Below are 26,318 nucleotides of genomic sequence, written 5' to 3' on the forward strand. Positions count from 1 at the left end.
CCATTGTATCATAGTGTTTTTCACAAGACAATCTGTCTTTTCAGCTCCCCTGTTCCTCATACATCCGCACCAGATCCCCGATCAGCAGCACTCCCACCGGTCCCAGGATCAGCCCCGACAATCCAAACAATTTAAGTCCCACATACATGGATACCAGCGATCCCAGCGGCGAAAGCCCCACCTGCTTCCCCATCAGTCTCGCCTCTGAGATCTGACGCAGAAAGTAGCAGACCACATAGATGCCGAAGATCACCGCAGCCTTTTTCCACGCCTTCTGAAACAGCAGCGCGACTCCCCACGGAATCAGCACAGTCCCGGCCCCCAATACCGGCAGTGCGTCCAGGATCCCGATCCCGCAGCCAAACAAAAACGAATAGGGATTTCCGATCACTGCCAGTCCGAAGATACACACGGCACTTGTTAGGAACAGAATAAACGCCTGGGTCTTCAGCCACGCGCCCACCACGGATGCGATCCGCTCTCCCACTACGAGAAATTCCCGCCGGAATGCGGACCTGCTCCGCTTTTCCCTGATATCATCCATCTCCTGCAGTGTCAGGAGTACTGCGACAAAATAGATAAAGAAAAGGACGATCCCGGCGACTGCCACGCGGAGCGCAGACACGGAGCGGTCCATGAGCACTGGCATCGTGGAGTTCTTAAACATCTGCCGGACCTCTTCCACTGCTCTCCCCGCAAGCTCCACCAGCGCGTCCGCCTTGAGCCCCATCTTCTGCTCCAGGAGGCGGCAGGTATCCGTAAGCCGCAGATCAAGGGCGGAAAGCCAGTCCGGAAATCTCCGGATAAAAAGCCCCGTCTGGCTCACCGCCATGCTGCCGCCCGCGTAGAGGAGTCCGAAAACAAGGCATGACATCACCAGAAGTTCGATCCCGCCGACAAGCGACACCGGCAGATGGTGCATCTCCCCACGAAACGGCACCGCAATGCGGTTCGAGAGGAACCTGACCGACGGACGCAGAAATAGTGCCGTCCCATACGCACATAAAAAGGGAACCACGAGGGGTAAAAGATAGCGGAACGCTCCGTATACCGCACCCGTGATTCCCAGAATCAGTAGAAATTTCTTCAGTTTTTTCTCAGGACTTACCATGGAATCACCCGTTTTCTGATTTGTACTTCCTTTGTACTGCTCATAGTATGGGCGGAAATTCCCGCGATATGCGCGCATCGGGACGATTCCATAATCTGTTTTTTCCATGGTTCTTAGCAGAACATGATCATTTACAAGCCTCGACCTTTGAATCCAAAGATCTTCACCTCCACAGTTGCCAATGTCACAACCTGCAGCCGAAAACAGCCCAACCAGGATCAAACTTGAAACAACTGAAATGCCCCTCCGACCGGTTCTATCTCAAACGTCATTTCTTTCTTCGTCACCGGATGAAAAAAAGTCAGCGATGAAGCGCAGAGTGCGATCGACTCTCTTCCACTTCCCATATTTCCTGCTGTTCTGATACCCGGCATATTTCTATTTCCTGCTGCCTTCATGGTTCCCTGGTCTGCATTCTCTTTCTTATCAAGTTTGGCAGTTCCCACAGGCACTCCATATTTCATATCCCCATACAGCGGCATCCCATGATGCGCCATCTGTACACGGATCTGGTGATGGCGTCCAGTCCTCAGCGAAATTCTCACCAGACTCAGCTCCGTTTCCGGCATTCCGGCTATTTCCCCGTCGATCGTCTTTAAGACTTCATAGGACAGCTCCGCCTTTTTCGCACCGGTTATCCCCTTATCCACAACCTGTGAATAATTCCCGTCCGGTGTTTTCACCATATAATCCACATAGTTATCCACCATATTCACAGGTCTTCCGTGGACAACTGCTGTGTAGATTTTTTTCATCTTATGGCTCTGAACCTGCTCACTTAAAGCCGCTGCCGCCCGTTTCGTTTTCGCGTACACCATCACGCCGGACACAGGCTTGTCCAGTCTGTGGATAACTCCCACATAAGGTTCCTTCCCCGGTGTGCATGATTTGTTGATAACCAGGTGTTTTTTCACCTCGCTGACCATATCCGGTGCGAACCGCTTCGCAGCCTGGGATTCCACGCCCGCAGGCTTTATGACCACCAGGATCTCGTCGTCCTCATATAATACTTTTAACATCAAAATATTTCCCCTTGCATATTTTTATCGTAAGTGGTATAGTATATTCAAACGTGATAAGTAGTTTTAAAAACTATGTGTCGCATTTTAAATATTCACTTTACCTTTGAAACCAGACCCTGCGTTCATTTGCTGCAATGATCTGAAATTTGTCCGCCACAACCTATTATCGCAGATCCATATCGGACTAATTCATTTCATACAGTCACGCACATTCTGATTTCCAATATTTTCCCTGTTCAACACAGGCTATCCCGCATGATTGGAGGAATGATTATGGAACTGAAAATAAAAGATCCCGGAAGCGCGCTGACTCACTTTATCGCAATGCTGACCGCAATGGTTGCCGCGACGCCGCTTTTAATCAAGGCCGCATCCGTCCCCGGAACCATGCACCTAAAGGCCCTGAGCGTCTTCATCGTCAGCATGATCCTGCTCTACGCCGCAAGCACGGTCTACCACACCTTCGACATTTCTGAGCATGTCAATAAGATCCTTCGGAAAATCGACCACATGATGATCTTCATCCTGATCGCCGGAACCTACACACCGGTGTGCCTGATCGTCCTCGGAAATAAGTCCGGCTACCGGATGCTGTCCCTTGTCTGGGGCATCGCCATCGTAGGCATCATCATCAATGCCCTCTGGATCAACTGCCCGAAGTGGTTCTCCTCCGTGATCTACATCGCGATGGGCTGGGTATGCATCATGGCGATCCGCCAGATCGTTGCCGCTCTCACACCTGCCGCTTTCACATGGCTTCTCGCCGGCGGCATCATCTATACCATCGGCGGTGTGATCTACGCGCTGAAACTGCCGATCTTCAACTCGAAGCATAAAAATTTCGGCTCCCACGAGATCTTCCATCTCTTCGTCATGGGCGGAAGCTTCTGCCATTACATGATGATGTACGGATATGTGGCTGCCGCGTAAAACCAACTTCATTTCCAGTATATCAGAAAAGCGGCCTGATCACAATTGATCCAGCCGCTTTCTCTCTTCTATCTCTTCTATCTCTTCCGTCTCTCCTCGTCCCTCTTCCGCTTCTCTTCAAGCAGTCTGTTGAACTCGGCCTCCGCGTCACCGCCTTCGGCAACGAGACGCTGTCTTCTCTTTTCGCGGCGAAGTGCTTCTGCTTCCGCCTCTTTCCTGTTGTTCTGGATCATGAACCAGATACCACCGCCGATCAGGGCTGCTGCCGCGAGGATTCCGATCACGATCAGGAGGATCTTCGCAGGGAATCCGGTCTTCACATCATTGCTGCCCGCCTGATTCGATGCGTTGTCCGCGTCACCTGCCGCCGTGGTCACATCTGCCTCGCCCATGGTCTCCGTCTCAGCCTCAGTGCTCTCGTCATCTGCTGACGGATCCGCAGCGTCTGTGCTCTCCTCGGACGTTTCTTCCGCTGCAGTGGTCTCGGCCCCTCCTGCTGCCTCAGCAGCCGCAAGTGCTTCCGCCCCCGCCTTCGTCATCAGGTACGCGGAGCCGATCTTTCTCTCATTGTAAATGTAGTTGAGCACTCCGACCGTTCCCTCCGGCGCTCCGTCCGGAACTGCGCCGAGACTTAATTCCGCGTCCGCGAATGTGGCGTCCTTCGGAAGTGTGATCTTCTTTCCTGTCTGGATCGCCAGGTCGGACGGCGCATAGCTTGTCCCGTTTACATCCACCTGGTCCTCTCCTGTGACATATCTCGTCTCATTCTCCGCGATATCCACATTCTGGAACCGGTTCAGGCCAAACTGCAGCAACGATTTTCCATCAATGAAATACTGTCTCGGACTTCCCTTTAAGATGACGGATACAACACGTCTTCCGTCCTTCTCACCGTATGTAACAAGCGTGTTTCCTGCTTTTAAGAGATATCCGGTCTTTCCTGCCACTGCCTCCGGGCAGTAATACTCGCTGGAAGTGTCCTCCGTGATCACGAGACGGTGCTCATTCCGCACACTGGCCCCGTCCGGGTTGTTCGTCGTCGGTCCCACCTTCCATGACTTCGCGGAACTGATCTCCAGAAGCTTCGGGTTACTGTAGGCCGCAGCCGCGATCTTCGTCATATCAAACGCTGTAACCACTTGGTCATCGTTGTTGAGGCCCGATGGGTTCGCGAAATGGCTCTCCGTGCATCCAAGCTCCGAGATCTTCGCGTTCATCATGTCAACAAAGTCCGGAATACTGCCTGCCACGTGTTCCGCCAGGGCGTTTGCCGCCTGGTTGACGGATGCAAGAAGCAGCGCGTAGAGGCAGTCCTCAACGGTCATAGTGTCTCCCGCCACGAGACTCAGCTTATTTCCGCTGTCCACCTCCACGGAGTTCATGGCCTTGTCCGAGTAAGTGACCGTGTCAGTGAGGTCCGCATGTTCCAGGACCACGAGGGCTGTGAGGATCTTTGTGATACTCGCCGGATAGTATTCCACATGGCTGTTCTGTCCGAAAAGCATCGTTCCGGTGTCCACGTCCATGACAGCTCCCGCCTCCGCCTCGATTCCCGTGTCGGATGGCCAGTCGGGTCTCGCGAAAGCCTGCATCGTTCCCAGCTGGGTAAACACGAGCACGCCGCAGAGCACCTTTGCCAGTTTCTTTTTAAAAGTACAAATCATAAATATTTTCTCCCTGTATTCCGTATCTGTTCGGTTTTCTCACAGATACTAGCAAAAATCCATTTCAAAAATCGATGCATTTCTGCCTTATATGTGATGTTTTCCTGCGGCCAGCGCAATAAACAATGCTCTGCCGCACGCTTACGGGGCTTTTCAGGAAATCGGCCTTTCAACCGGCCCATGGGCCACCAGTTCATCCTTCTGATTCCGGGAAAGCTGTTTTACCTTCACTTCCCGGCTCATCGCCTCTTCCTTCGTCTCGAAAGTCTCATACCACACAAGCCGCACCGGCCGTCTGGACTTCGTGTACTTCGCCCCGCGCCCGGAATTGTGCGCCTTCACCCTTTTTTCCAGGTCATTCGTCCAGCCGCAGTAGAGTGTCCCGTCCGAACATTCCAGAAGATATGTATAGTTCATGTTTTCTCCATTTCACGGCGATACCGGCACCCGCTTGTATCCTGCCCCGACATTCCCTGCTCTCTGACACTTTACATGTTATGTAAACGGCAATGGGACCATGGAATCCATCACCGTTCTCCGAAAGCCTGAGCCCGCGGAATCTATATGAAAGCATCGGGATGCCTTAGATGTGATTTTCTGTGGTACTGTTATTTTATGCCGCAGTTTTCAGAACGTTACAGGAGCATTCTTCTGTTTCCGATTCTGGCATATTCCATAACATTCTGTCGCTCCTGACCAATGTCATTTTGCTGCGAGCAGAAAATCCCACTCATACCATTATATAAAATTTTCCCCGAATTGCAACCAGACATTCGGGGAAAATCACACATTGCCGCATTTTGCACTTGTTTTTTCAATAAAAAGCAGCACCGGACAACAGTCACACGCGGAACCAGCTCTATCCCTACACCGTTTTCACTAAAATCAGCCTGTCGCCCGGCCGGATCGTGCTGTCTGACAGGTGGTTTAGCTCCATGATCCGTTCTACGCTTGTGTGGAACATCCTGGCGATCTTCCAGAGACTGTCCCCCGGCTTCACCACATATCCGATGATCCCCGGAATTTTTTTGAGCCGCTCCGTATCCAAAGGTTCCTCCGCCACGCTCAGGACCGTCTGCTCGCAGACAGGCTTTAACACCAGCACATCCGCCGTGATCTGAGCCTTCACCTCCACGGCGTCCCCGCCTGCCATGACAGCTGTAAGCCCGGAGATTCCCGGTTCAATCTCATATACCACATCCTGCGTCAGACCATCCGCGGCTGCCATCAGATGGAACGGCAGCACTTCCGACGCTGCCCCCACAGGTGCCTGGTCATCCGCCGTCAGGTATAAAAGCCGGATCTCCAGGACCCCGTCCATGTGGATTCCGTCCTCCTTGATCTGGACCTCATCGATCTTCACGTCCCCGTCGCTGTGGCATACCTGCAGGATCCGCTGCCTTCCGGTGAGCTGGACCTTCTCCTGGATCTTCGTCTTCACCTGGTTCCGCACTGCCAGCGTATCAAAGCACACCGTCCCTGTCTCCGGAACCGCCTCCCGGTCCAGGGCATAGAGGTCCCCGAGAAGCTCCACCTGCTCTTCCTCGTAGAGCCTGATGTCCAGTTCCATGACCGCGTCCACGGATATCTCCCGCATCTCGCCGTCGGAATCCGGCTGCAGTTCCATATCCCGGTGCACTAACTTCACCGTGATAAACGGGATCATGTCCTCCGCTGATTCTGTGAGCTCCACATTCCCGGAAAACGGCACAGTCTCCTCGAAACACTGCACCGGCATCTGCCCGCCGCCCGCAGAGTAGACTGCAAATACCAGAAGATCGCCGCTGATATGGATCTTCCCGTCGAGGGGCTTTGTCTCCACATCCTGAAGCCGCATATCCTGCCACAAAAGCGTCTCCGCGTCCGGGTCGTTTCCAGGGATCGTAAGGACTTCCCGCACCCGGAACGTGTCCCGCCGCCGAACGGCGATGGCAGCCACGGTCAGCGTCTTCTTCAATACCTCCACCTCACCGTCGAATTTCACGTCCGACGCCGTCTCCATGTCCCGGATCTCGTCCGCCTTGAGTTCCAGGGTCACTAACGCCTTGACATTCAGTTTTCTCGAGTTGATGAGACTCACATTCAGGTCATCCAGCTCCCAGCCCGCCTGCACGTAGTCGTTCTCCGCAAGCCCCGGCATATGTACGGTCTCCGTAAACGGGATGCTGCCGGCAAGAGCTGTGAGTTCTCCGCCGGGCCGCCGGTACAGGATCCGGAATTCCAGTTTTCCACTGATCTCCGCCTTCTCGCCGGGGTTCTTCACCGACTCAATTTTTACCTCCCCGTTCTCCATGATCAGTTCTTCCACATCATCCATAGAATCCGGCACATTGAAATCGTCATCCAGGGTCATCTGGGACGTGACGTTCCCCCTGCGACGGTTCATGTGGATATGTTTCTTCAAAAGTTCCATCATAAAAACGCCACCATACCTTTCCAAAGCCATGCTTTAGGAAATTGTATGATGGCAGTTATTATTTTATGCCCGTTGGTAACTATTCAGTACCTTCATAGTTACACGCAAAAATCCATTCCAGATCAGCTTCGCTGATGGGATTTTTGCCCTCCAGCCTATGTTTTCTTACGGTCAGCGCAGCAAGTGCGCAGACCTACTGAACAGTTACGCCCGTTGTTACTTTCGGTCTGGCAGCCTGAGCTTCTTTTCGCTCAATGCAGCACCTCCGCAGGTCTGCTTAAAGGTCCTCCGGTTGTACTGCTGCTTAGATCTATTCTGCTACAGCTCCTCCTTCGCCTTTTCCAGCTCCTTCTCCAGCTCTTTCACCCGGCGCTCCAGCTCGTCGATGGTCTCCTGCATCTTGCAGATGTGTTCCGTGTTGATCTTCTTTGACGGGTCTTTCACCGGCACGCCGTCCTTTTTGACCTGTCTCGCGGGGATTCCGGCTGCGGTGCTGTTCTCCTCCAGGGGCTTTAAGAGGACCGCGTTCGCCGCGATCTGGCAGTTGTCACCCACCTCGAAGGCGCCGAGGATCTTCGCTCCGGCTCCGATGAGGACATTGTTTCCGATGGTCGGATGGCGTTTTCCCTTCTTTGTTCCGACACCGCCCAACGTCACGCCCTGGTAGATCGTGCAGTTATCCCCCACCACCGTGGTCTCGCCGATGACGATGCCGCAGCCGTGGTCGATGAGGATCCCATGTCCCAGGACCGCGCCCGGATGGATCTCGATCAGAGTGAAAAATCTGGCGATCTGGGAGATCAGACGACCGAGGAACCGCATATTGTGGGTCCAGAACCAGTGGGCGATCCGGTGCCAGATCAGGGCATGGACTCCCTGGTATAAAAGCAGGACCTCCAGCGCGCTTCTCGCCGCCGGATCTCTCTCCTGAACCGCCTTTACATCAAGCCAGATATCTTTCAACAACATGTTTTTCCTCTCCTCTGCCATCCCGTTGTAATCTTTTAAGACATATTTTCTCTGTCTATCATACGTATTCTGCCCATATTGTGTGTCCGAATTTCTTCACATCAGATCATTTTGGTCAATCGGTCACGTTCCACATCTGCCGTCAGGACATTTATGGCTGATTACATGTATTCTATCAGAAATGATTATCAAAGTAAAGCGTTAACTCAATACATCAGTGCAAAATATCGAGTCTGTCTTACCTATATAAAGTAATTTCCGATTACACAATATAAGGAAACGCATTTGTAAGCAAAACACGACCCTCCGGATTTACTGAAATACCACCGGCTTATCCCGATACTCTGTCTTCACGATCAGCACCGGATACGAGTTCTCTGTCCCCCTCGCCTCACCAGCCTCCGGTCCCGTAAGTTCCGTGCGGATCACGATGGAATTATCCGTCTCATAGAGTTCCTTCACCGCCACGCTGTAGCCGCCGCCTTTCTGCGGACCCTCGCCGATGACGATATACATTTCCAGCCCGTCCGCGTATGTAAGCTTGAATGGTTTTTCCCGCTTTTTGTCGATCAGCTCCTTTAATGCCGCCGGGATATCCGCCTCCCCGGTGACTGTAAATTCCAGGTCTTCTCCCTGCTTCTCCTCAGAATTTCCGGACTGACATCCGGTAAATGCCGCAATCCCGCCCAAGATCACCATCAGGACTCCCAGCACCGTAAGCACCTTTCTCGCGCGCCTTGGCAAACGTCTGAACATAAAATAAGATCCCCATCATGGATTTTGTTACAATCCTATTCCGGGGATCCCATTTATATGAGTTTCTTATTCGTAACTGTTCAGCAGATCTGCCCACTTGCTGCGCTGACCGTAAGAAAACTTAAGCTGGAAAGCAAAAATCCCATCAGTCGCTGTCCGGTAAAAACTTGATCTTTACCATGATCTGCTTCGCAACCTGATTCTCTGCAAGCTCAATATCGTCTACATGAGTCGCGAAAGGCAGGTCGCCCTCGAATTCTTCCAGCTCTACGCTGATCCAGTTCTGGGCTGCATCTCTGGCGTTTTCGATAGCGTCCTCTAAATCGGCACCGTCCGCCTCACACATCTCCAGATCCGGAAAGAATGCGTGATAACCGGTTCCATCTTCTTTCTCTGTAAATACGGCAGGATATGTAAATGTCATAGTTTTCTCCTCTCCGATCTTTTTTTAATCAACATGAGCCGCAGGCTGCAAAGCAAACGCTGCAGGCTGCGGCCCATGTATTTATCGTAAGCAGCACCGTTCAGTCATGCAGTAACCAAAACTGGCACATAACCGGACTCTGACATGTCTTACTCGTTATCGTCCTTCTTCTCAGAACGCTCGCGTCTGTCGTCGTGGCGTCCGCCTCTTCTGTCATCGCGTCTCTCCGGGCGGTCGCTTCTCTCGCGTCTTTCCGGACGTGTTAACTTCTCAAGGTCTGCTGTCATATCTTCCGGTCTCATGGTCAGGTTGATCCTTCCCATGCGGTCTACCTCAACGACTCTTACCGTAACCTCATCGCCGATGTTTACGACATCTTCAACTTTTGCTACACGCTTGTCAGAGAGCTTGGAGATATGAACCATGCCATCCTTGTTCGGAGCAAGCTCAACAAATGCGCCGAATTCCATGATGCGGACAACCTTACCTGTGTAAATCATACCCGGCTCGACATCTGTCACGATGTTCTTGATCGTAGCGATCGCCTTGTCGATCATCTCCTGATCAGTACCGCAGACATTGACTGCACCGTCATCTGTGATGTCGATCTTAACGCCAGTCTCCTCGATGATCTTATTGATCACTTTACCCTGCTTGCCGACTACATCGCCAATCTTAGCCGGATCGATGGTGATCTGTGTGATCTTCGGAGCGTACTTGGACAGAGTCTTTCTCGGCTCGCTGATAACCGGAGCCATAATGTTATCCATGATGTAAAGTCTTGCTTCACGGCAGCGTCTGATCGCCTCCTCGATGATCGGGCGTGTTAAACCGTGGATCTTGATATCCATCTGGATCGCAGTGATACCTTCGTGAGTACCGCCTACCTTGAAGTCCATGTCTCCGAAGAAGTCCTCAAGACCCTGGATATCGGTAAGAACGATGTAATCGTCGTCTGTCTCGCCTGTTACAAGACCGCAGGAGATACCGGCTACCATAGTCTTGATCGGAACACCTGCTGCCATAAGGGACAGGGTAGATGCACAGATGCTGGCCTGGGATGTGGAACCGTTGGACTCCATTGTCTCAGATACAGTACGGATCGCGTACGGGAACTCTTCCTCGCTCGGAAGTACCGGTACAAGGGCACGCTCAGCAAGAGCGCCATGACCGATTTCACGGCGTCCCGGTCCTCTGGACGGCTTTGTCTCACCTACGGAGAAGGACGGGAAGTTGTAGTGGTGCATATATCTCTTTGTTGTCTCATTCTCATCAAGACCGTCAAGACGCTGTGCCTCGGAAAGCGGTGCAAGTGTGCAGGCGTTTAAGATCTGGGTCTGTCCGCGGGTGAACATACCGGAACCATGTACGCGCGGAAGGATATCGATCTCAGCAGCTAACGGACGGATCTCGTCGATGCGGCGGCCATCCGGGCGCTTGTGGTCTTTTAAGATCATCTTTCTTACGGTCTTCTTCTGATACTGGTAAACAGCCTGTCCGATAAGCGGAAGCCACTCTTCGTTTTCAGCAAATGCCTCTTCGAGACGCTCTGTGATCTGGCGGATGTTCTCCTCACGTTTCTGCTTCTCGTCTGTGAATACTGCCTCTTCCATCTCAGCCGGCGGAACGATCTCTTTGATCGCAGCAAACAGCTCATCCGGAATTGCGCAGCTCTCGTAAGTGTGCTTTTCTTTACCGCACTCAGCAACGATGCGGTCGATGAATTTAATGATCTCCTGGTTTACTTCGTGTGCCTTGAAGATCGCGTTGATCATGGTCTGCTCCGGAACTTCCTTTGCGCCAGCCTCGATCATGATAACTTTCTCTCTTGTGGACGCAACGGTAAGAGCAAGATCAGATACCTTCTTCTGAGCGGATGTCGGGTTGATAATGAACTCGCCGTCAATAAGACCTACCTGGGTCATTGCACATGGGCCGTCGAACGGGATATCGGAAATGCATGTAGCAATCGCGGAACCGAGCATAGCTGTGAGCTCCGGGCTGCACTCCGGGTCAACAGACATAACAATGTTGTCAAGTGTTACGTCGTTTCTGTAGTCCTTCGGGAATAACGGACGCATCGGACGGTCGATAACACGGGAAGTAAGGGTCGCGTTCTCGGATGCCTTTCCCTCTCTCTTTGTGAATCCGCCCGGGATTTTTCCTACGGAGTATAATTTTTCTTCATATTCTACGCTTAACGGGAAGAAATCGATCCCGTCTCTCGGCTTGTCAGATGCAGTTGCGGTAGAAAGAACAACTGTATCGCCGTAGTGCATGAATGCTGCACCATTTGCCTGCTTTGCAACACGGCCTACCTCAACGGTAAGGGTACGTCCTGCAAGTTCCATGGAAAAACTCTTAAACATGGCTTCGTCTCCTTTTCTTAAATGTTGCGACAGAAGAAGCCGAAACTACTAAACTAAACATGATCCACGCATTGGTTAACACGCGAACCCGTAAGCTCCGGATCACTCATGCCTACTTTAGCGGTCTCGGAAGTTTCTTCCGTCTGTCAATTACAACAAAGGTGGAGTACACGAAATCATGCGCTCCACCCATAAGTCTGCTATTACTTTCTGATGCCTAACTTCTCAATAAGAGCACGGTATCCTTCAAGATCAGATTTCTTAAGGTATGCAAGAAGACCACGTCTCTGACCTACCATCATAAGAAGACCACGTCTGGAGTGATGATCTTTCGGGTTAACTTTTAAATGCTCTGTGAGCTCTGCGATTCTTGCTGTAAGAATTGCGATCTGAACCTCCGGTGAACCTGTGTCTCCCGGTTTTCTGCCGTACTCAGCGATAATAGCTGCTTTCTTTTCCTTTGAAATCATTGTGATTTCCTCCTTAAAATTCTTTAAACTTACCGATCACCAGGTCCCGGTTGGAGTTATCCGCTGACCGAGTGTCGGCGCTTTCACATACTCTGACAGTATAGCATACCTGTCTTTAAAAGTAAATAAGTTTTTTTCATAAAAAGCTCCAGAATCTTCCAGTTCAAAAAAGCAGTTCAAATCGTGTTTAAACGTCACGGAATTGAACTGCTTTTCTTTTAAACCGATTTTAAAATCCAGGTCCGACTTCCTGCTCTGTCATGCCTTCCGTCTCCTGCACGAATCCCGGTCCGAAGCTCTCGTTGTCCCCGCCCGCCGTAACTGCAGGTGTCGTCTCAGGCGCCGCGGTTGTCTCCGGCACGGACGGTCCCGCCGCGGTCGTTTCCGGCGCTGCCGTGGTCGCCGGTGCTGCCGTCGTCTCAGGTGCCGCGGTTGTCGGCACTGCCGTCGTAGCTGCCGTTGTCTCCGCCGTTCCGTCCTTCTTCGTTCCGCTGGTCTTGGAGCTCTCCGTGCCGTCTAAATGGTAGCACAGGACCGGATCTCCCGCGGAGATGTTCTCGTAGATGGTCTTCGCCACTGCCGGCGGCAGGTTGACGCAGCCGTGGGATCCGCCATTCTTGTAGATCGTTCCGCCAAATGTCTTTCTCCAATTCGCGTCATGCAGACCGATTCCGCCGTTAAACGGCATCCAGTAGGAAACAGGAGTCGCGTATCCCTGGCCTTTCAGGGTCGCATTTCTCTGCTTATACGTGATGGAATAAGCACCCGCCGGGGTACTCCAGCCCTTCGCGGCATTTCCGGACACGAAATCCGACTCCACAAGAAGCTTTCCATTCGCATAGAAGTAAAGATGCTGCGCCGTCAGGTTGATTTCCACGTATGTATTTCCATAATCATTTCCCGAATGGCTCGCGGCCTTCTGGGAATATTCCGGCTCTCTGGATGTCTGCTCCCCATTTTTGATGAGGCTCACGAGAGCTGCCGTCTCCTTCGCCTGGTCGATCTTCCATCCGTAATTTCCGGTGGTGATGGTCACCGTCTTTCCGTAGGATGTCTTCAATGTCTTCGGCTTATACGCGGTGTTACAGGTGGATGCCAGGTTCTTGACATACTCCGCCGCCTTCGACTCGCTGACACTGACGCTCGTCCCGTTGACCGTGAGCCAGTTATGGATCTCATTTCCGTTCAGCGTCTCCGCTTTATCTCCAAACTTATATGTGATCTTCGCCCCCACATACTTGTTCATGGTCTCGCAGGCCGTCTTAAGTGCCTCGTCCTCGGAGGTCACCGAAGGAGCCAGATAACATCCCTGCTCCTCGAGGTCCACGCTCTCCGCCAGGGACATGATCGCAGTGGCGACCGCCTCTTTCACCTTGTCCTCCTGGAGCTCCGTTCCCTCATCCTCTTTTATGATCGAGTAAGAGCCTGTCACGGAATCATAATCAGAGATCTTCGCGTCCTCCGGCTCTCTCATATTTTCCTCGTCCATGCAGGAGAGACCTTCTACTGCCTCATTCAGCATATCGTCGCTGTAGCGGAGCAGGGCATCCGTATTTACCTCATTCACCGCTTTTCCAAACCGGTATTTTCCCCAGTCCATCGGCTTCTGGGAGGCGATGGCCTTATCTAACGTATCATCAAACTCCGCGTAAAGTCCCACACTCTCCCCGGTGATGGACTCAGAGAGATCCTCGCGCCCATTGATGGTCAGCGTATATCCCTTTAACTGCTCCATGATGGCGTCTTCCACTTCCGATGCCGTCTTTCCCGTCACATCCATGCCGTCAACGATGGTTCCGGGCAGAAAACATGTCTTGTATTTTGAGGATTCATGCCAGTAGAGGCCGCCGCCAACGGCCCCAACGAGAACGACCACGCCGCCGCACACAGCCGCGATCTTTACCGCCAGGTCCTTATTCATTCCGGTCCCACGGTTTTTCCCCCGTTTTCTCCCTTTCTGGGCCTTAAATGCTGCATATGTCATCGCCGGCTTCTGCTCCGGCGCCTGCTTTTCTTTTTCCCCGCCTTCCGGCTTATTTTCTAACTCCAATTCTTCCTTCTCCATATTTCATAAGATACGCCCGCATCTCCTTTAGAAAATCGGACGCTGTCTTTTTACGCAAACTCCAGATACCGTCTCTGGCACTCCTTGATATCATGGTCCAGCTGCGCCTTCAGCGCGTCGATGGACTCAAACTTCATCTCCGGTCTCACAAAATCGAGAAGCTCCACTTTCATGTCTTTTCCGTAGAGATCTCCCTCAAAATTATAGAGATAAGTCTCCACTCCCACAGGATTTTCCCCGGAGATCGTAGGTTTTGCCCCCACATTTGTCAGTCCACCGTAAGTTTTTCCGTCCACGGTCACCCTCGTCACATAGACGCCGAACTTCGGCAGGTGTTTCACCGCCGGCGGGATCAGGTTCGCCGTCGGATATAATTTTGTATGTCCGATGGCGTTTCCATGCTGCACCGTTCCGGTGACAAAGTAATAATACCCCAAAAGCTTGTTTGCCTTTATGATATTTCCGTCCGCCAGCATCTCACGAATGTAGGTGCTGCTGATGATCTTTCCTTCCTCGTCCCGCTCCTTGTCAACAACAAAATAGCGGTATCCGTACTCAGACGACAGGCGCTCCAGCATCGCGCAGTCCCCGGCTGCCTTGTATCCAAAGTGGCAGTCCGGACCAGAAACGATGACCCCGGCGTTCATGTGTCCCACCAGGATGTCGGAGACGAACTTCTCCGGTGCCATATGGCATACTTCCTCATCAAATGGGTATTCCACGATGTAGTCCACACCGGCTCTCTCCAAAAGCATCTCACGCTCCGGGTTCGTCATGATCATGGTCTGCATCTTTCCCTTTACCAGGGTTCCCGGAGGCGTCGCGAAGGTGAACACGGCGATCTTAAAGCCTTGTTCCTTCCATTTTAACATCTCATGCATCAGCTTCTGGTGTCCCCTGTGGAGACCGTCAAATTTACCGATGCTGACGACTGTTTTCTCTTTGATCTGAAACTCTCTGGTTTCCGCGATGTACTGCATGTCAATTTCCTCCCAGAAAGATTTTTTCCGGATAGTACATGTGTTTCTCTTCGTCGTACTTAAACACCCCGATAAAGGTTCCATCCGAATGATAAACGCGGAACATGTCCCCGCCCTTTACATCTTTTACTGCGCGGCTGCGGAACGGATTTCCATTCTTTAAGAGCTTATCGAGCTCCTCCGTATCCGAGCGGATCTCCGGAAGCTCCTTGAAGACTTCCTCCACCGGAAGTACGGCCTCCGCCAACCGGTCTTCCTCTTTTAACTTCTGAAGTTCGTCCAGTGTCAGGCTCTCTGAGAGCTCAAACCGGCCCACCTTTGTCCGAAGAAGCTCCTTCATGCAGCCGCCGACGGAGAGCTTCGCGCCGATATCATGGCACAGGGTGCGGATATAAGTTCCCTTTGAGCAGGACACGGTCATCGTGACCTCCGGGAGCTCCATCTTCTCGATCTGGATATCGAAGATCTTAACCGGGCGCGCTTTCCGCTCCACAGTCTTTCCCTCTCGCGCAAGCTCATAGAGCTTCTTTCCATCGACCTTGAGTGCCGAGTACATCGGCGGAACCTGGGCGTAATCCCCGATAAAGGAGAGGACCACATCCTGCACTTCGTCTTCTGTGAGGCCCGATGTATCTTTCGTCTCCAGCACCGTACCCGTCGTATCCTCCGTGTCCGTCTCGGTTCCAAGAAGAAGAACAGCCCTGTATGTCTTGTCGTGATCGGTCAGCATATCGCAGAGCTTCGTGCCTTTTCCTGCGCACACCGGAAGAACGCCTTCCGCCGCCGGATCCAGAGTCCCCGTATGACCGATCTTTCTCTGACCCAGGATCCCCCGCATTTTCGCCACCACATCGTGGGAGGTGAATCCTTTTTCTTTATATACGTTAATAATTCCGTCGTACATTCTTTCCTCCGGTGTTCGTTACTTGAGCTCTTCCCACTGCTCGCGGATCTTTCCGCTGATCTTCTCCACGATCTCCTGCGGCTCCCCCGTCATCGTGCAGCCTGCGGCCTTCACATGTCCGCCGCCGCCGAAGCTCAGGGCGATCCGGCTCACATCCACTGCGGAGTTCGTTCTGAGGCTCACCTTGTACTCGTCAGGATTTCCCGTCTGGTAGAGCAGAAACGCGATCTCGATGCCTTCAATGATCCGAAGCTGGTCCACGATTCCGTCCGTGGCCTTTACGGTGCAGCCATATTCCCATAACTCATCCGTCGTGACAACCGTGTATACACAACGGTTATCCAGAATCCGGACACTGTCGAGAACAGCCCGGCCGTGAATCTTCGCCTGACCATATGTCTTCGCAAAAAAGCTGTCGTCGATGATCTTTGGGAAATCGATGCCCTTTTCCATTAAAAACCCGGCGATCTCCATGGTCTGTCTCGATGTGTTTGAGAACTTGAAGATACCGGTGTCATGGGCGATCCCCGTGTACAGGCACTCTGCGACCGTTTTGCTGATCTTTCCCTTATCGAGAAGGCGGAACACCACCTCACTTGCGGAGCTTGCCCAGCTCTCGATCACGTTGACCCTGCACATTCCCTTGTTCGTGATGTGGTGGTCAACGCAGAATGTATCTTTTGCTGTCTCCCGGTACGGGGCGAAGACGCCCAGGCGTGGAACGTCGCTGGCATCCGATGTGATGCAAAGGTCAAATGTTTTTGTGTCGTCGTATTCTGTGTGTACATCCTCAAAACCGGAAAGAAAGGAAAATTTCACTCCCATTTTCTCCAGATACACCGAGACCTCAAGCCCCTCATAATTTTCCTTCAGATAATTATAGAGTCCCAGACAGGAACCGATACAGTCCCCGTCAGGATTTACATGGCCCAGGATCACAATGCTCTTCTTTCCTTCCAGCATCTCATCAAGAATTCCCAAAAGTTCCGCCTCCCTTAATGTGTATTGTAATATAAAAAACAGAAAAATCCGGCAGAATCCGCGTTACGCGTGTCCGACCGGATTCCTCTATATGATTTCAGTACGCTCCTGTCCGCGTATTTTCCACGCAGACCGGTTCCTTCGTTTAATTTTCGCTCTCAGTTCCGTCGTCTTCCTGCTCCTCCGGCATATCCTTTGTCACCTCATCGATGAGCTTGGACATGCGGACGCCGTACTCGATAGACTGGTCCAGCACAAAGAAGATCTGCGGAGTGTTCCGAAGATTTACTTTTTTTGCCAGCTGGGTTCTGATAAAGCCCTCCGCACTCTTTAAGCCGCGGATCGTATCTTTCTCCTGCTCCTCGTCCGCAAGGACGCTGATGTAGGCCTTACAGATCTTAAGGTCCGGTGTGACCGAGACCTGGACCACGCTTGTCATCGGATGAACACGCGGGTCCTTGAGCTCGGAACGGATAATCTCGCTCAGGGCTTTCTGGACTTCGCCGTTGATCCGGATATTTTTTACACTGTTTTTTCTCATGATATTACCTCTTTTTTTACGACTATCCCGGACATAGCCGCGAAACGAAACTCTCCGCGGCTATGCACAGACCTGACAGACAACTATCTCGGCACCTCTACCATGATATAAACTTCGATCATATCGTCTTCCTGAAGGTCGTTGAAGCCCTCGAATACAAGACCGCACTCGTAACCTGCGTTGACTTCCTTCACGTCGTCCTTGAAACGCTTTAAGGATGCCAGCGGTCCCTCGAAGATCTGCTCTCCGTCTCTCGTGATGCGGGCCTTGCTTCCACGGGTGATCTTACCGTCAAGCACATAGGAACCGGCGATGGTGCCGACTCCGGATGCCTTGAACGTCTGGCGGACAACCGCATGACCGGTTACCTGCTCCTCGTATACCGGATCCAGCATACCCTTCATGGCAGCCTCTACATCCTCGATCGCCTGATAGATGACGCGGTACAGACGCATGTCGACTTTCTCGCGGTCCGCGATGGACTTCGCCTGTGCGTCCGGACGAACGTTGAAACCGATAATGATCGCATTGGAAGCGGATGCAAGTGTAACGTCGGACTCGTTGATCGCGCCAACGCCGCCGTGGATGACTTTGACAACAACTTCCTCGTTGGAAAGTTTTACGAGACTCTGTTTTACAGCCTCTACAGAACCCTGTACATCGGCTTTTACGATGATCGGAAGCTCCTTGACATTTCCGGCCTTGATCTGGGAGAACAGGTCGTCTAAGGAGAGTTTTGCCTTTGTATCTTCGATAAGCTTATTCTTGCTCTCTGCAATGAATGTCTCTGCGAAGCTTCTTGCCTCTTTCTCGTTCTGGTGCGCGATGAATACCTCACCTGCGTTCGGAACATCGTTGAGTCCGAGGATCTCAACCGGAGTGGACGGGCCAGCCTCTTTGACACGGTTGCCCTTATCGTCCATCATGGCGCGGACTTTACCGTAGCAGCAGCCAGCGGCGATAGCGTCACCGACCTTTAAGGTACCTTTCTGTACAAGTACCGTTGCCACCGGTCCTCTTCCCTTATCAAGCTGCGCCTCGATCACGAGACCTCTTGCGCGGCGGTTCGGGTTTGCCTTTAACTCTTTTACCTCTGCTGTTAAGAGGATCATCTCGAGAAGTTCCGGGATTCCCTCTTTTGTATGTGCGGAAACCGGTACGAATACGGTGCTTCCGCCCCAGTCCTCAGGAATCAGCTCATACTCGGATAACTCCTGTTTTACTCTCTCTACGTTTGCGCTCGGCTTATCGATCTTGTTGACAGCAACGATGATCTCAACGCCTGCTGCCTTCGCGTGGTTGATGGCCTCAACAGTCTGCGGCATAACACCGTCGTCCGCTGCGACAACGAGGATCGCGATATCTGTTGCCTGGGCACCGCGCATACGCATTGCCGTGAACGCCTCATGACCCGGTGTATCGAGGAATGTGATCTTCTGTCCGTTGTATTCAACAACATAGGCACCGATGTGCTGTGTGATACCGCCTGCCTCTCTGGAGGTTACGTTTGTCTGGCGGATCGCGTCAAGAAGGGAAGTTTTACCGTGGTCAACATGACCCATTACGCAGATGACCGGCGGTCTCGGAACCATGTCCTTCTCGTCCTCTTCTTCCTCTTTTAAGAGTTCCTCGATGACGTTGACCTTCTTCTCCTTCTCGCAGAGAACATCATACTCCATAGCGATCTCTTCGGCTTTCTCGAAGTCGATCTCCTGGTTGATCGTAACGATGGTGCCCTGTAAGAAGAGCTTCTTAACGATTGCGGACGGCTGTAATTTCATCTTGTCCGCGAGTTCTTTGATCGTGATAACCTCCGGAATTACGATGGTCTTGATCTCCTCGACCTTCGCCTCCTCCTTCTTCGGCTGCGGCGGCATAACCGGAGCTTTTACGCCCTTCTGGCCCTTTCCTGCCTTGCCTTTCATCTCGATATCGCGGTCTTTCTTTGCGTCATGCTCTTTCTTGTAAGCGTTCTTGCTCTGCTTTGTGTTCTGCTGCTTCTGTGCAAGCGGTGTATCGAAGGACGGCTTCGGAATGCCCATGCCGCTTCTGTTTCCGCCCTGACGGTTGTCGTTTCTGCCCTGGTAACCGCCCTGACGATTGTTGTCACGGTTGCCCTGGTAGCCACCCTGGCGGTTTCCGTCTCTGTTGCCCTGGTAGCCGCCCTGGCGATTGTTATCTCTGTTACCCTGATAACCACCTTGGCGGTTTCCGTCTCTGTTGCCCTGGTAGCCGCCCTGACGGTTGTTATCGCGGTTGCCCTGGTAGCCACCCTGGCGGTTTCCGTCTCTGTTGCCCTGATAGCCGCCCTGGCGGTTTCCGTCTCTGTTGCCCTGATAGCCACCCTGGCGGTTTCCGTCTCTGTTACCCTGGTAGCCGCCCTGACGATTATTATCTCTGCTGCCCTGATAGCCGCCCTGGCGGTTATCTCTTCCGCTCTCACGGTTTCCGTCGCGTCCCGGGAACGGACGGCTCTCTCTGGACTGGAAGCCCTGGCGTCCTTCCGGACGGCTCTGGTTCGGAAGCGGACGGACATTCTCACGAAGATCCTGTGCCGGTGCCTCTGTCTTAACTGTCTCCGCCTTTTTCTCCGGTGCCGGTGCCGGTGCTGCTGAAGTCTCAGCTGCCTTTGCCGGTTCTGCCGGCGCGCTGTTTGTCGTCGGTCTCACCTGCATGCCGGAACCGTTGTTCTGTCTTGCCGGTCTCTGACCGCCCTGCTGGCGGTTTCCTGCCGGACGTTTCTGTGTGCTGTTCTGCGGACGGTAAACTGCCGCAATACGCTTCTTTGCCGGTGCTGCCGGCGCATTATTTTCTCCTTCAGCCGGAACTGCCGGCTTTGTGGAATTCTCCTGATTCTGATTCAATGTATCTGTTCCCTCTTTTTTCTTTCTTAAATCCTTTTCAAACTCACTCACGCTCGCCACCTCCAAAATAGTCCCTGCAAACCATCGCCAATGTACATGACCCGCCGCATGCAGGCATGCGCTCCTCATGTCCGCAGGACTACGCTTTTGCAGTAAAATGCTTCAACAACGCATTGGAAAAATTCTCGTCGATCACGGCCAGGGACGCTCTCATCTGCTTTCCCAGGATGTGTCCGAGCTCTTCCTTGCTTCCGAACTCAAAGTACGGGACCTTATAGTAAGTACACATGTTCCGGAACATTTTCTTTGTGTTGTCCGAAGATTCTTCCGATACGATCACCAGTCCGGCTTTTCCGGACTTTACCGCCTTCTCTGTGGAGAACTCGCCACTTCTTACCTTGCCGGCTTTCTCCGCCAGGCCCAGCAGGCCCAGGACCTTATTTCTGTTCATCGATCTGTTCCATCTCCTTTTTCAGACTTTCGTAAACCTCTTTTGGAATTGCCATTTTAAAGGAGCGTTCCAGTCCCCGGCTCTTCACTGCCTTTTCAAAGCATGCCATGGATGGGCAGATATATGCGCCGCGTCCGTTTTTTCTTCCGGTCGCGTCAATGGAAATCACGTCGTCAGTACCTTTTAAGACACGGATCAGCTCCCGCTTGTTTTTCATTTCACCGCAGCCAATGCACTGTCTCTGCGGAACCTTCTTTACTGTACTCACTGTGGTCGTTCCCTTCTCTCCTATTCTTCTGTCTCAGCCTGTGCTTCGGAAGTTTCCTCTGCCGGAGCTTCGTCCTCTGCCGGCTCTACATCTTTCTCGTACTCGCCCTCAAAGCCTTCCTCGCCGAAATCCATATCGTCGAAGAGGCCAAGCTCTCTCGCCTGTGTCTCACTCTTGATATCGATCTTGTAGGTGGTAAGTCTTGCGGCAAGTCTTGCATTCTGTCCTTCTTTACCGATCGCTAAGGATAACTGGTAGTCCGGAACGATGACCTGTGCCTCTTTCTCGTCCTCATCCGCAACGACGGAGATGACCTTCGCCGGACTCAACGCGTTTTCAATTAAGAACGCCGGGTTGTCGTCCCAGTTGATGATATCGATCTTCTCACCGCGGAGCTCGTTGACGATGGCGTTGACTCTCGCGCCGTTTAAACCTACACATGCACCTACCGGATCAACGTTCGGGTCTGTGGAGCTTACAGCGATCTTTGTTCTGGAACCTGCCTCACGGGCGATGGCGCGAATCTCAACGGTACCGTCGCGGACCTCTGCGATCTCAGCCTCAAACAGACGTCTTACGAGGTCCGGATGCGTTCTGGATACGGAGATTCTCGGTCCCTTCGGGCTGTCCTTAACTTCCAAGATATAAACCTTGATGCGCTCAGTTCTCTGGAATACTTCGCCCTTTACCTGCTCAGCTTCCGGAAGGATCGCATCGATCTTTCCGAGATCTACGCTGACATTGCGGCCGATATAACGCTGGACAATACCCGTAACGACCTCTTTCTCCTTGCACTGCCACTCGCTTAACTGGGACTTACGGCTCTCCTCGCGGATCTTCTGTAAGATCACGTTCTTCGCGTTCTGCGTCGCGATTCTGCCGAAATCATGGGAATCAATGGGGATCTGGACGATATCACCAAGGACATGTCTCGGAGCGATCATTCTTGCGTCGGCGAGGCTGATCTGTGTGATCGGGTCCTCCACAGTCTCAACGACCTCTTTTTCCATATATACAGAATAGTCGCAGCCATCCGGATCAATGATGACTTTCACATTGTCAGCTTTGCCGAAATGGTTCTTGCAGGCTGTGAGAAGTGAATTCTCAATTGCCTCCAGCAATGTGTCCTTACTGATGTTGTACTCTTTTTCGAGTATATTCATCGATTCCATCAGTTCCTTGTTCATTTTTTATCCTCCTTATTAAAAATCGAATGCCAGACGGATTAAGGCAATGTCTTTTCTATTAAATGTGCTCTCGGAACCGTCCTCATAGCGGATCGTTACGGTGTCCGCGTCATATGCCGTGAGAATTCCGGAGAAATCTTTCTGTCTCTCGATGGCGCGGTACAGCTTGATATCGACTGCTTCGCCGAGACTTCTCTTAAAGTCCTTCTCTTTCTTTAACGGTCTGCCGAGTCCCGGGGAGCTTACTTCCAGGATATAGCTGTCATCGATAAAGTCTTCTTTATCGAGCCAGTCGCTTAAGCGTCTCGATACCATCTCACAGTCATCCACTGTAAAGCCGCCCTCTTTGTCGATATAAGCTCTCAGATACCAGGTGCCCGCTTCCTTCACGTATTCCACGTCCACCAATTCAAAATTATTCTCTTCCATGATCGGAATTAAAAATTTCTCGACCCTGGATTCATATTCATCTCTTCTTGCCATGGGTTTCCACCGCCTTTCTGCCGGAATATTCCGGTTATGCAAAACGAAAGAGTGGACTTTTTCGTCCACTCTTTTGACCGGTTACTTATGTTATCATCAAAATCATAGCATAGAACATCTGAAAAATCAAGGGGTTTGCTGGGAAAAGTGCCTGTTTGCGGGATTTCTGTGCAGTTTTCCGGGTGTTTTCTATGATTTTGGGGCAGTGACCAGCCCGACAGACCTGTCCATTTACGCAAATCATGCTGATCCTGGTGAATCCTGTGCCGGTGCCTCGTTGCATGGGATTCTGTTTTCTGATATACTATGTTTACGCTGCCGCCTTTTATTTTCTTTCAGGCGGCAGGTCACTTATTATATCTATATTACAGAAAGCAGACCTTATTGTATATGAAACGATTTGTTATCGGTATCCTCGCGCATGTCGACGCTGGAAAGACGACCATGTCCGAGGCAATTTTATATGAGACAGGAAAATTAAAGAAAATGGGGCGCGTAGACAACCGGGACGCGTTTCTCGATACGTTTGCACTGGAGCGCGCCCGCGGCATCACGATCTTTTCGAAACAGGCGGTCTTTCCGTTAGGCGATGCTTCCGTGACGCTCCTCGACACGCCGGGTCATGTGGACTTTTCGGCGGAGATGGAGCGGACACTGCAGGTTCTTGACTATGCGGTACTGATCGTCAGCGGAGCTGATGGGGTTCAGGGACATACGGAGACACTGTGGAGACTTTTAAAACGGTATCGGATCCCGGTATTTCTCTTTGTGAATAAGATGGATCAGAAGGGAACGGATCAGGAGGCGGTGCTGGCGTCACTGAAGGAGCGGCTGGATCACGGGATCGTGGATTTCAGCGGGGTGTCCGGAAACTGTGAGATTCTTGGAACTTCGGATGAAACTGCAGAGGAGATCGCCACCTGCGACGAAGCGCTTCTGGAAGCATATCTCGCGGATGGCAGCTTAAAGACGGCGGACGTTCGGAACGCGATCCAGGACCGGAAGCTCTTCCCCTGCTTTTTCGGCTCCGCGTTAAAGCTCACCGGTGTCCGGGAGTTTCTGACTTCCCTTGGGGAGTTTGCATCATGTCCGGACTATACGAAGGACTTCGGTGCGAAGGTGTTCAAGATCTCCCGCGATGAGACAGGTGTCCGGATGACGCACCTGAAGATCACAGGCGGAACTTTAAAGATCCGCGATTCCCTTTCTCCTGATTCTGAGGAGAAGATCAATCAGATCCGGCTCTACTCCGGCTCAAAATTTGAGATGTTAAAGGAGGCGGAACCCGGCATGGTGGTCGCTGTCACAGGGATTTCTGACACAAAACCGGGACAGGTCTTTGGATCGGCCTCCGACAGCGTTCTTCCACTTCTGGAACCGGTCCTCACCTACCGGATCCTGCTGCCTTTCGGAACAGACTCCCACACCATGCTCAGGCATATGCGCATGCTGGAGGAGGAAGACCCGCAGCTCCACATTGTCTGGAACGAGGCGCTTGGCGAAATCCAGGCACAGGTCATGGGCGATGTACAGATGGAGATCCTGAAAAGTCAGGTACAGGAACGATTCGGCGTGGAGATCGAATTTGGCGAAGGAAATATTGTATATAAGGAAACGATCGCTAAGATCGTTGAGGGCGTCGGTCATTTCGAACCGCTGCGCCACTACGCGGAAGTCCATCTTTTGATGGAACCGGGTGAGCCGGGAACCGGACTCGTCTTTGATACCAGCTGCAGCGAAGATATGCTGGATAAAAACTGGCAGAGACTGATCCTGACACATCTGGAGGAAAAGCGGTTCCGGGGAATCCTCACCGGTTCCGAGATCACCGATATGAAGATCACTCTGATCGCCGGACGTGCCCACCAGAAGCACACGGAGGGCGGCGATTTCCGTCAGGCAACCTACCGCGCTGTCCGTCAGGGACTCTGCGAGGCGGGGTGTGTGCTCTTAGAACCCTACTACGCGTTCCGTCTGGAAGTCCCATCGGAAAACCTTGGGCGCGCCATGGCGGATCTTGACCGGATGCAGGGTGAATTTTCCGCACCGGAACAGGATGGCTCCATGGCTCTTCTTACGGGAACCGCCCCGGTTTCCACCATGAGAAATTACCAGCGCGACGTGATCTCCTACACGAAAGGCCGTGGACGCCTGACCTTGAGTCTTTCCGGCTATGAGCCATGCCATAATGCCGAGGAAGTCATTGCGGCCTCCGGCTATGATTTCGATTCCGACCTTCAGGATCCTGCCGGATCCGTCTTCTGCTCCCACGGGGCAGGCTTCGTGGTGCCGTGGAATGAGGTGAAGCAGTATATGCATGTGGAGAGTCCGCTGGCAAAACAGCTTGCGAAGGAACAGCAGGAACGGGAGCTTAAGGAAGCGAATGAACGGCTGCAGGCGATGGCGGCGGATGTAGCCGCGGGGAAAGTTCCGAGTGGAGCGGCTGGCGGTTACAAATCCGGTTCAGACGGCTCTGCTGGTTCGGGAACCGGCTCTGGGACTGGCTCCGATGACGGTGTTGGTTCTGGAACAAAAACTTCCGCGAATGGCACCGCCGATTCTTCTTCCGGCAGCCGCGGAAATGGAGGTTCTTCGCTCTCCTTCTATGACGACAAAGAACTTCAGGCGATTTTCACCCGTACATATGGCGAGCCAAAACGGAAGCTCGTCTCCGACTACGACTCCCGCACCGTGATCCGTGCGAAGAACGCCAGCCCGGTGAAGCCGGTGAAGGAAAAAGAGGAGCCGGAGGACGAATACCTTCTCGTTGACGGCTACAATATTATCTTTGCCTGGGAGGAACTGAGCGATCTGGCGGCCGTGAGCATCGATGCCGCCCGCTATAAGCTTATGGACATCCTAAGCAACTACCAGGGATTCCGGAAAATATGTGTCATCGTCGTCTTCGATGCCTACAAGGTCCCCGGCGGTGTGGAGAAAGTCCAGAAATACCACAACATCAACGTCGTGTATACAAAAGAGGCGGAGACCGCCGACCAGTACATCGAAAAAGTCGCGATCCGCATCGGCAGACGATACCGCACCACAGTCGCTACCTCCGACGGCGTGATCCAGCTCATTATCCGAAGTCAGGGCTGTATCCTCTGGTCCGCGAGGGATTTCCGTGAGGAGATCGAACGTGTCGGAAAGCTGATCTCTGAGGAAAAGGGAAAGCACACCGGCAATGCAAAAAATTATCTGTTCGCGCATGCAGACGCGGAGACACAGAAGTATTTAGAGGCAGTACGACTGGGAAAAAATCCTGAAATGCCATAAAAGAATGTGCCTTGGCACATTCTCGCGCCTCGCGCGGTCGCTTGCGACAGTCTACATCTTCGCGCGAGTGCGCATCTTTGGCACGTCAGTGCCTTTTTCTGACCCCATTTCAGACATTTCTCACACTTTTTCCGTCCTATTTCCAGCCATTCTCTACATTTTCCGACCTGCCCTCAATCTCTCTCCC

The 26,318-nt window shown here is 52.4% G+C and carries 22 protein-coding genes; 2 read left to right on the plus strand and 20 right to left on the minus strand.

Annotated elements, in window-relative coordinates:
- Positions 1 to 40: 40 nt before the first annotated feature.
- Positions 41 to 1,219 (minus strand): AI-2E family transporter, encoded by a 1,179-nt coding sequence (locus tag ABCW45_RS03600; protein ID WP_343220291.1) that lies wholly within the window; start codon positions 1,217 to 1,219, stop codon positions 41 to 43.
- Between the two features lie 110 nt (positions 1,220 to 1,329).
- Complete coding sequence (locus ABCW45_RS03605) at positions 1,330 to 2,130, minus strand: RluA family pseudouridine synthase (protein ID WP_343220292.1); 801 nt, start codon at positions 2,128 to 2,130, stop codon at positions 1,330 to 1,332.
- Positions 2,131 to 2,406: 276 nt separating this feature from the next.
- On the opposite strand from ABCW45_RS03605, the gene trhA reads away from it, so the two are divergent.
- On the plus strand, positions 2,407 to 3,063 hold the full coding sequence (gene trhA / locus ABCW45_RS03610; RefSeq protein ID WP_117470767.1) for a PAQR family membrane homeostasis protein TrhA: 657 nt from the start codon (positions 2,407 to 2,409) through the stop codon (positions 3,061 to 3,063).
- Between the two features lie 77 nt (positions 3,064 to 3,140).
- On the opposite strand, the gene ABCW45_RS03615 is transcribed toward trhA, so the two are convergent.
- From ABCW45_RS03615 to rimP, 18 genes are all read right to left on the minus strand, one after another.
- A complete protein-coding gene (locus tag ABCW45_RS03615) occupies positions 3,141 to 4,727 on the minus strand; it encodes a serine hydrolase (protein WP_117470766.1) in 1,587 nt (528 codons plus the stop codon).
- Positions 4,728 to 4,880: 153 nt separating this feature from the next.
- Positions 4,881 to 5,144, minus strand: coding sequence for a GIY-YIG nuclease family protein (locus tag ABCW45_RS03620; RefSeq protein WP_015553617.1), 264 nt, complete (start codon positions 5,142 to 5,144; stop codon positions 4,881 to 4,883).
- Between the two features lie 448 nt (positions 5,145 to 5,592).
- Positions 5,593 to 7,143, minus strand: a complete 1,551-nt coding sequence (locus ABCW45_RS03625; RefSeq protein ID WP_343220293.1) for a DUF3794 and LysM peptidoglycan-binding domain-containing protein — start codon at positions 7,141 to 7,143, stop codon at positions 5,593 to 5,595.
- Positions 7,144 to 7,461: 318 nt separating this feature from the next.
- Positions 7,462 to 8,133 carry a serine O-acetyltransferase gene (gene cysE / locus ABCW45_RS03630; RefSeq protein WP_181967987.1) on the minus strand — a complete coding sequence of 224 codons (672 nt, stop codon included), beginning with the start codon at positions 8,131 to 8,133 and terminating at the stop codon, positions 7,462 to 7,464.
- Positions 8,134 to 8,424: 291 nt separating this feature from the next.
- A complete protein-coding gene (locus ABCW45_RS03635) occupies positions 8,425 to 8,868 on the minus strand; it encodes a protease complex subunit PrcB family protein (RefSeq protein WP_015553620.1) in 444 nt (147 codons plus the stop codon).
- A 145-nt stretch (positions 8,869 to 9,013) separates the two neighbouring features.
- Positions 9,014 to 9,292, minus strand: a complete 279-nt coding sequence (locus tag ABCW45_RS03640) for a type II toxin-antitoxin system HicB family antitoxin (RefSeq protein ID WP_015553621.1) — start codon at positions 9,290 to 9,292, stop codon at positions 9,014 to 9,016.
- 149 nt (positions 9,293 to 9,441) lie between these two features.
- Positions 9,442 to 11,661, minus strand: coding sequence for a polyribonucleotide nucleotidyltransferase (locus tag ABCW45_RS03645; protein WP_343220294.1), 2,220 nt, complete (start codon positions 11,659 to 11,661; stop codon positions 9,442 to 9,444).
- A 203-nt stretch (positions 11,662 to 11,864) separates the two neighbouring features.
- Positions 11,865 to 12,131, minus strand: coding sequence for a 30S ribosomal protein S15 (rpsO, locus tag ABCW45_RS03650; RefSeq protein ID WP_117552104.1), 267 nt, complete (start codon positions 12,129 to 12,131; stop codon positions 11,865 to 11,867).
- A gap of 229 nt (positions 12,132 to 12,360) precedes the next feature.
- A complete protein-coding gene (locus ABCW45_RS03655) occupies positions 12,361 to 14,181 on the minus strand; it encodes a L,D-transpeptidase family protein (RefSeq protein ID WP_343220295.1) in 1,821 nt (606 codons plus the stop codon).
- 65 nt (positions 14,182 to 14,246) lie between these two features.
- Positions 14,247 to 15,176 carry a bifunctional riboflavin kinase/FAD synthetase gene (locus ABCW45_RS03660; protein WP_015553625.1) on the minus strand — a complete coding sequence of 310 codons (930 nt, stop codon included), beginning with the start codon at positions 15,174 to 15,176 and terminating at the stop codon, positions 14,247 to 14,249.
- Between the two features lies 1 nt (position 15,177).
- Complete coding sequence (gene truB, locus ABCW45_RS03665; protein ID WP_120040246.1) at positions 15,178 to 16,080, minus strand: tRNA pseudouridine(55) synthase TruB; 903 nt, start codon at positions 16,078 to 16,080, stop codon at positions 15,178 to 15,180.
- 18 nt (positions 16,081 to 16,098) lie between these two features.
- On the minus strand, positions 16,099 to 17,061 hold the full coding sequence (locus ABCW45_RS03670) for a DHH family phosphoesterase (RefSeq protein ID WP_343220296.1): 963 nt from the start codon (positions 17,059 to 17,061) through the stop codon (positions 16,099 to 16,101).
- Positions 17,062 to 17,206: 145 nt separating this feature from the next.
- Positions 17,207 to 17,602: a 30S ribosome-binding factor RbfA gene (rbfA, locus tag ABCW45_RS03675; protein ID WP_117470760.1), complete on the minus strand. Its 396-nt coding sequence runs from the start codon at positions 17,600 to 17,602 to the stop codon at positions 17,207 to 17,209.
- Between the two features lie 83 nt (positions 17,603 to 17,685).
- Positions 17,686 to 20,517, minus strand: a complete 2,832-nt coding sequence (gene infB, locus ABCW45_RS03680; RefSeq protein ID WP_242998013.1) for a translation initiation factor IF-2 — start codon at positions 20,515 to 20,517, stop codon at positions 17,686 to 17,688.
- A gap of 88 nt (positions 20,518 to 20,605) precedes the next feature.
- Positions 20,606 to 20,917: a L7Ae/L30e/S12e/Gadd45 family ribosomal protein gene (locus tag ABCW45_RS03685; RefSeq protein WP_015553628.1), complete on the minus strand. Its 312-nt coding sequence runs from the start codon at positions 20,915 to 20,917 to the stop codon at positions 20,606 to 20,608.
- Entirely contained in the window at positions 20,904 to 21,185 is a 282-nt protein-coding gene (gene rnpM / locus ABCW45_RS03690; RefSeq protein WP_021904668.1) for an RNase P modulator RnpM, read from the minus strand. The genes ABCW45_RS03685 and rnpM overlap by 14 nt, the downstream gene beginning before the upstream one ends.
- A 20-nt stretch (positions 21,186 to 21,205) precedes the next feature.
- Positions 21,206 to 22,372 (minus strand): transcription termination factor NusA, encoded by a 1,167-nt coding sequence (nusA, locus tag ABCW45_RS03695; protein ID WP_021904667.1) that lies wholly within the window; start codon positions 22,370 to 22,372, stop codon positions 21,206 to 21,208.
- 15 nt (positions 22,373 to 22,387) lie between these two features.
- On the minus strand, positions 22,388 to 22,855 hold the full coding sequence (gene rimP / locus ABCW45_RS03700; protein WP_021904666.1) for a ribosome maturation factor RimP: 468 nt from the start codon (positions 22,853 to 22,855) through the stop codon (positions 22,388 to 22,390).
- Positions 22,856 to 23,245: 390 nt separating this feature from the next.
- Here rimP and ABCW45_RS03705 point away from each other — a divergent pair, with 390 nt between their 5' ends.
- On the plus strand, positions 23,246 to 26,131 hold the full coding sequence (locus ABCW45_RS03705; protein ID WP_343220297.1) for an NYN domain-containing protein: 2,886 nt from the start codon (positions 23,246 to 23,248) through the stop codon (positions 26,129 to 26,131).
- Positions 26,132 to 26,318: the final 187 nt, after the last annotated feature.

It is taken from the genome of Pilosibacter fragilis, from assembly GCF_032490495.1.
Classification (GTDB): Bacteria; Bacillota; Clostridia; order Lachnospirales; family Lachnospiraceae; genus Pilosibacter; species Pilosibacter fragilis.

Excerpts from the sequence above, each read along its gene's own strand:
- ABCW45_RS03600 (WP_343220291.1), bottom strand. The coding sequence starts at position 1,219 with ATGGAAAAAACAGATTATGGAATCGTCCCGATGCGCGCATATCGCGGG.
- ABCW45_RS03605 (WP_343220292.1), bottom strand. The coding sequence starts at position 2,130 with ATGTTAAAAGTATTATATGAGGACGACGAGATCCTGGTGGTCATAAAG.
- trhA (WP_117470767.1), top strand. The coding sequence starts at position 2,407 with ATGGAACTGAAAATAAAAGATCCCGGAAGCGCGCTGACTCACTTTATC.
- ABCW45_RS03615 (WP_117470766.1), bottom strand. The coding sequence starts at position 4,727 with ATGATTTGTACTTTTAAAAAGAAACTGGCAAAGGTGCTCTGCGGCGTG.
- ABCW45_RS03620 (WP_015553617.1), bottom strand. The coding sequence starts at position 5,144 with ATGAACTATACATATCTTCTGGAATGTTCGGACGGGACACTCTACTGC.
- ABCW45_RS03625 (WP_343220293.1), bottom strand. The coding sequence starts at position 7,143 with ATGATGGAACTTTTGAAGAAACATATCCACATGAACCGTCGCAGGGGG.
- cysE (WP_181967987.1), bottom strand. The coding sequence starts at position 8,133 with ATGGCAGAGGAGAGGAAAAACATGTTGTTGAAAGATATCTGGCTTGAT.
- ABCW45_RS03635 (WP_015553620.1), bottom strand. The coding sequence starts at position 8,868 with ATGTTCAGACGTTTGCCAAGGCGCGCGAGAAAGGTGCTTACGGTGCTG.
- ABCW45_RS03640 (WP_015553621.1), bottom strand. The coding sequence starts at position 9,292 with ATGACATTTACATATCCTGCCGTATTTACAGAGAAAGAAGATGGAACC.
- ABCW45_RS03645 (WP_343220294.1), bottom strand. The coding sequence starts at position 11,661 with ATGTTTAAGAGTTTTTCCATGGAACTTGCAGGACGTACCCTTACCGTT.
- rpsO (WP_117552104.1), bottom strand. The coding sequence starts at position 12,131 with ATGATTTCAAAGGAAAAGAAAGCAGCTATTATCGCTGAGTACGGCAGA.
- ABCW45_RS03660 (WP_015553625.1), bottom strand. The coding sequence starts at position 15,176 with ATGCAGTACATCGCGGAAACCAGAGAGTTTCAGATCAAAGAGAAAACA.
- truB (WP_120040246.1), bottom strand. The coding sequence starts at position 16,080 with ATGTACGACGGAATTATTAACGTATATAAAGAAAAAGGATTCACCTCC.
- rbfA (WP_117470760.1), bottom strand. The coding sequence starts at position 17,602 with ATGAGAAAAAACAGTGTAAAAAATATCCGGATCAACGGCGAAGTCCAG.
- ABCW45_RS03685 (WP_015553628.1), bottom strand. The coding sequence starts at position 20,917 with ATGAACAGAAATAAGGTCCTGGGCCTGCTGGGCCTGGCGGAGAAAGCC.
- nusA (WP_021904667.1), bottom strand. The coding sequence starts at position 22,372 with ATGAACAAGGAACTGATGGAATCGATGAATATACTCGAAAAAGAGTAC.
- rimP (WP_021904666.1), bottom strand. The coding sequence starts at position 22,855 with ATGGCAAGAAGAGATGAATATGAATCCAGGGTCGAGAAATTTTTAATT.
- ABCW45_RS03705 (WP_343220297.1), top strand. The coding sequence starts at position 23,246 with ATGAAACGATTTGTTATCGGTATCCTCGCGCATGTCGACGCTGGAAAG.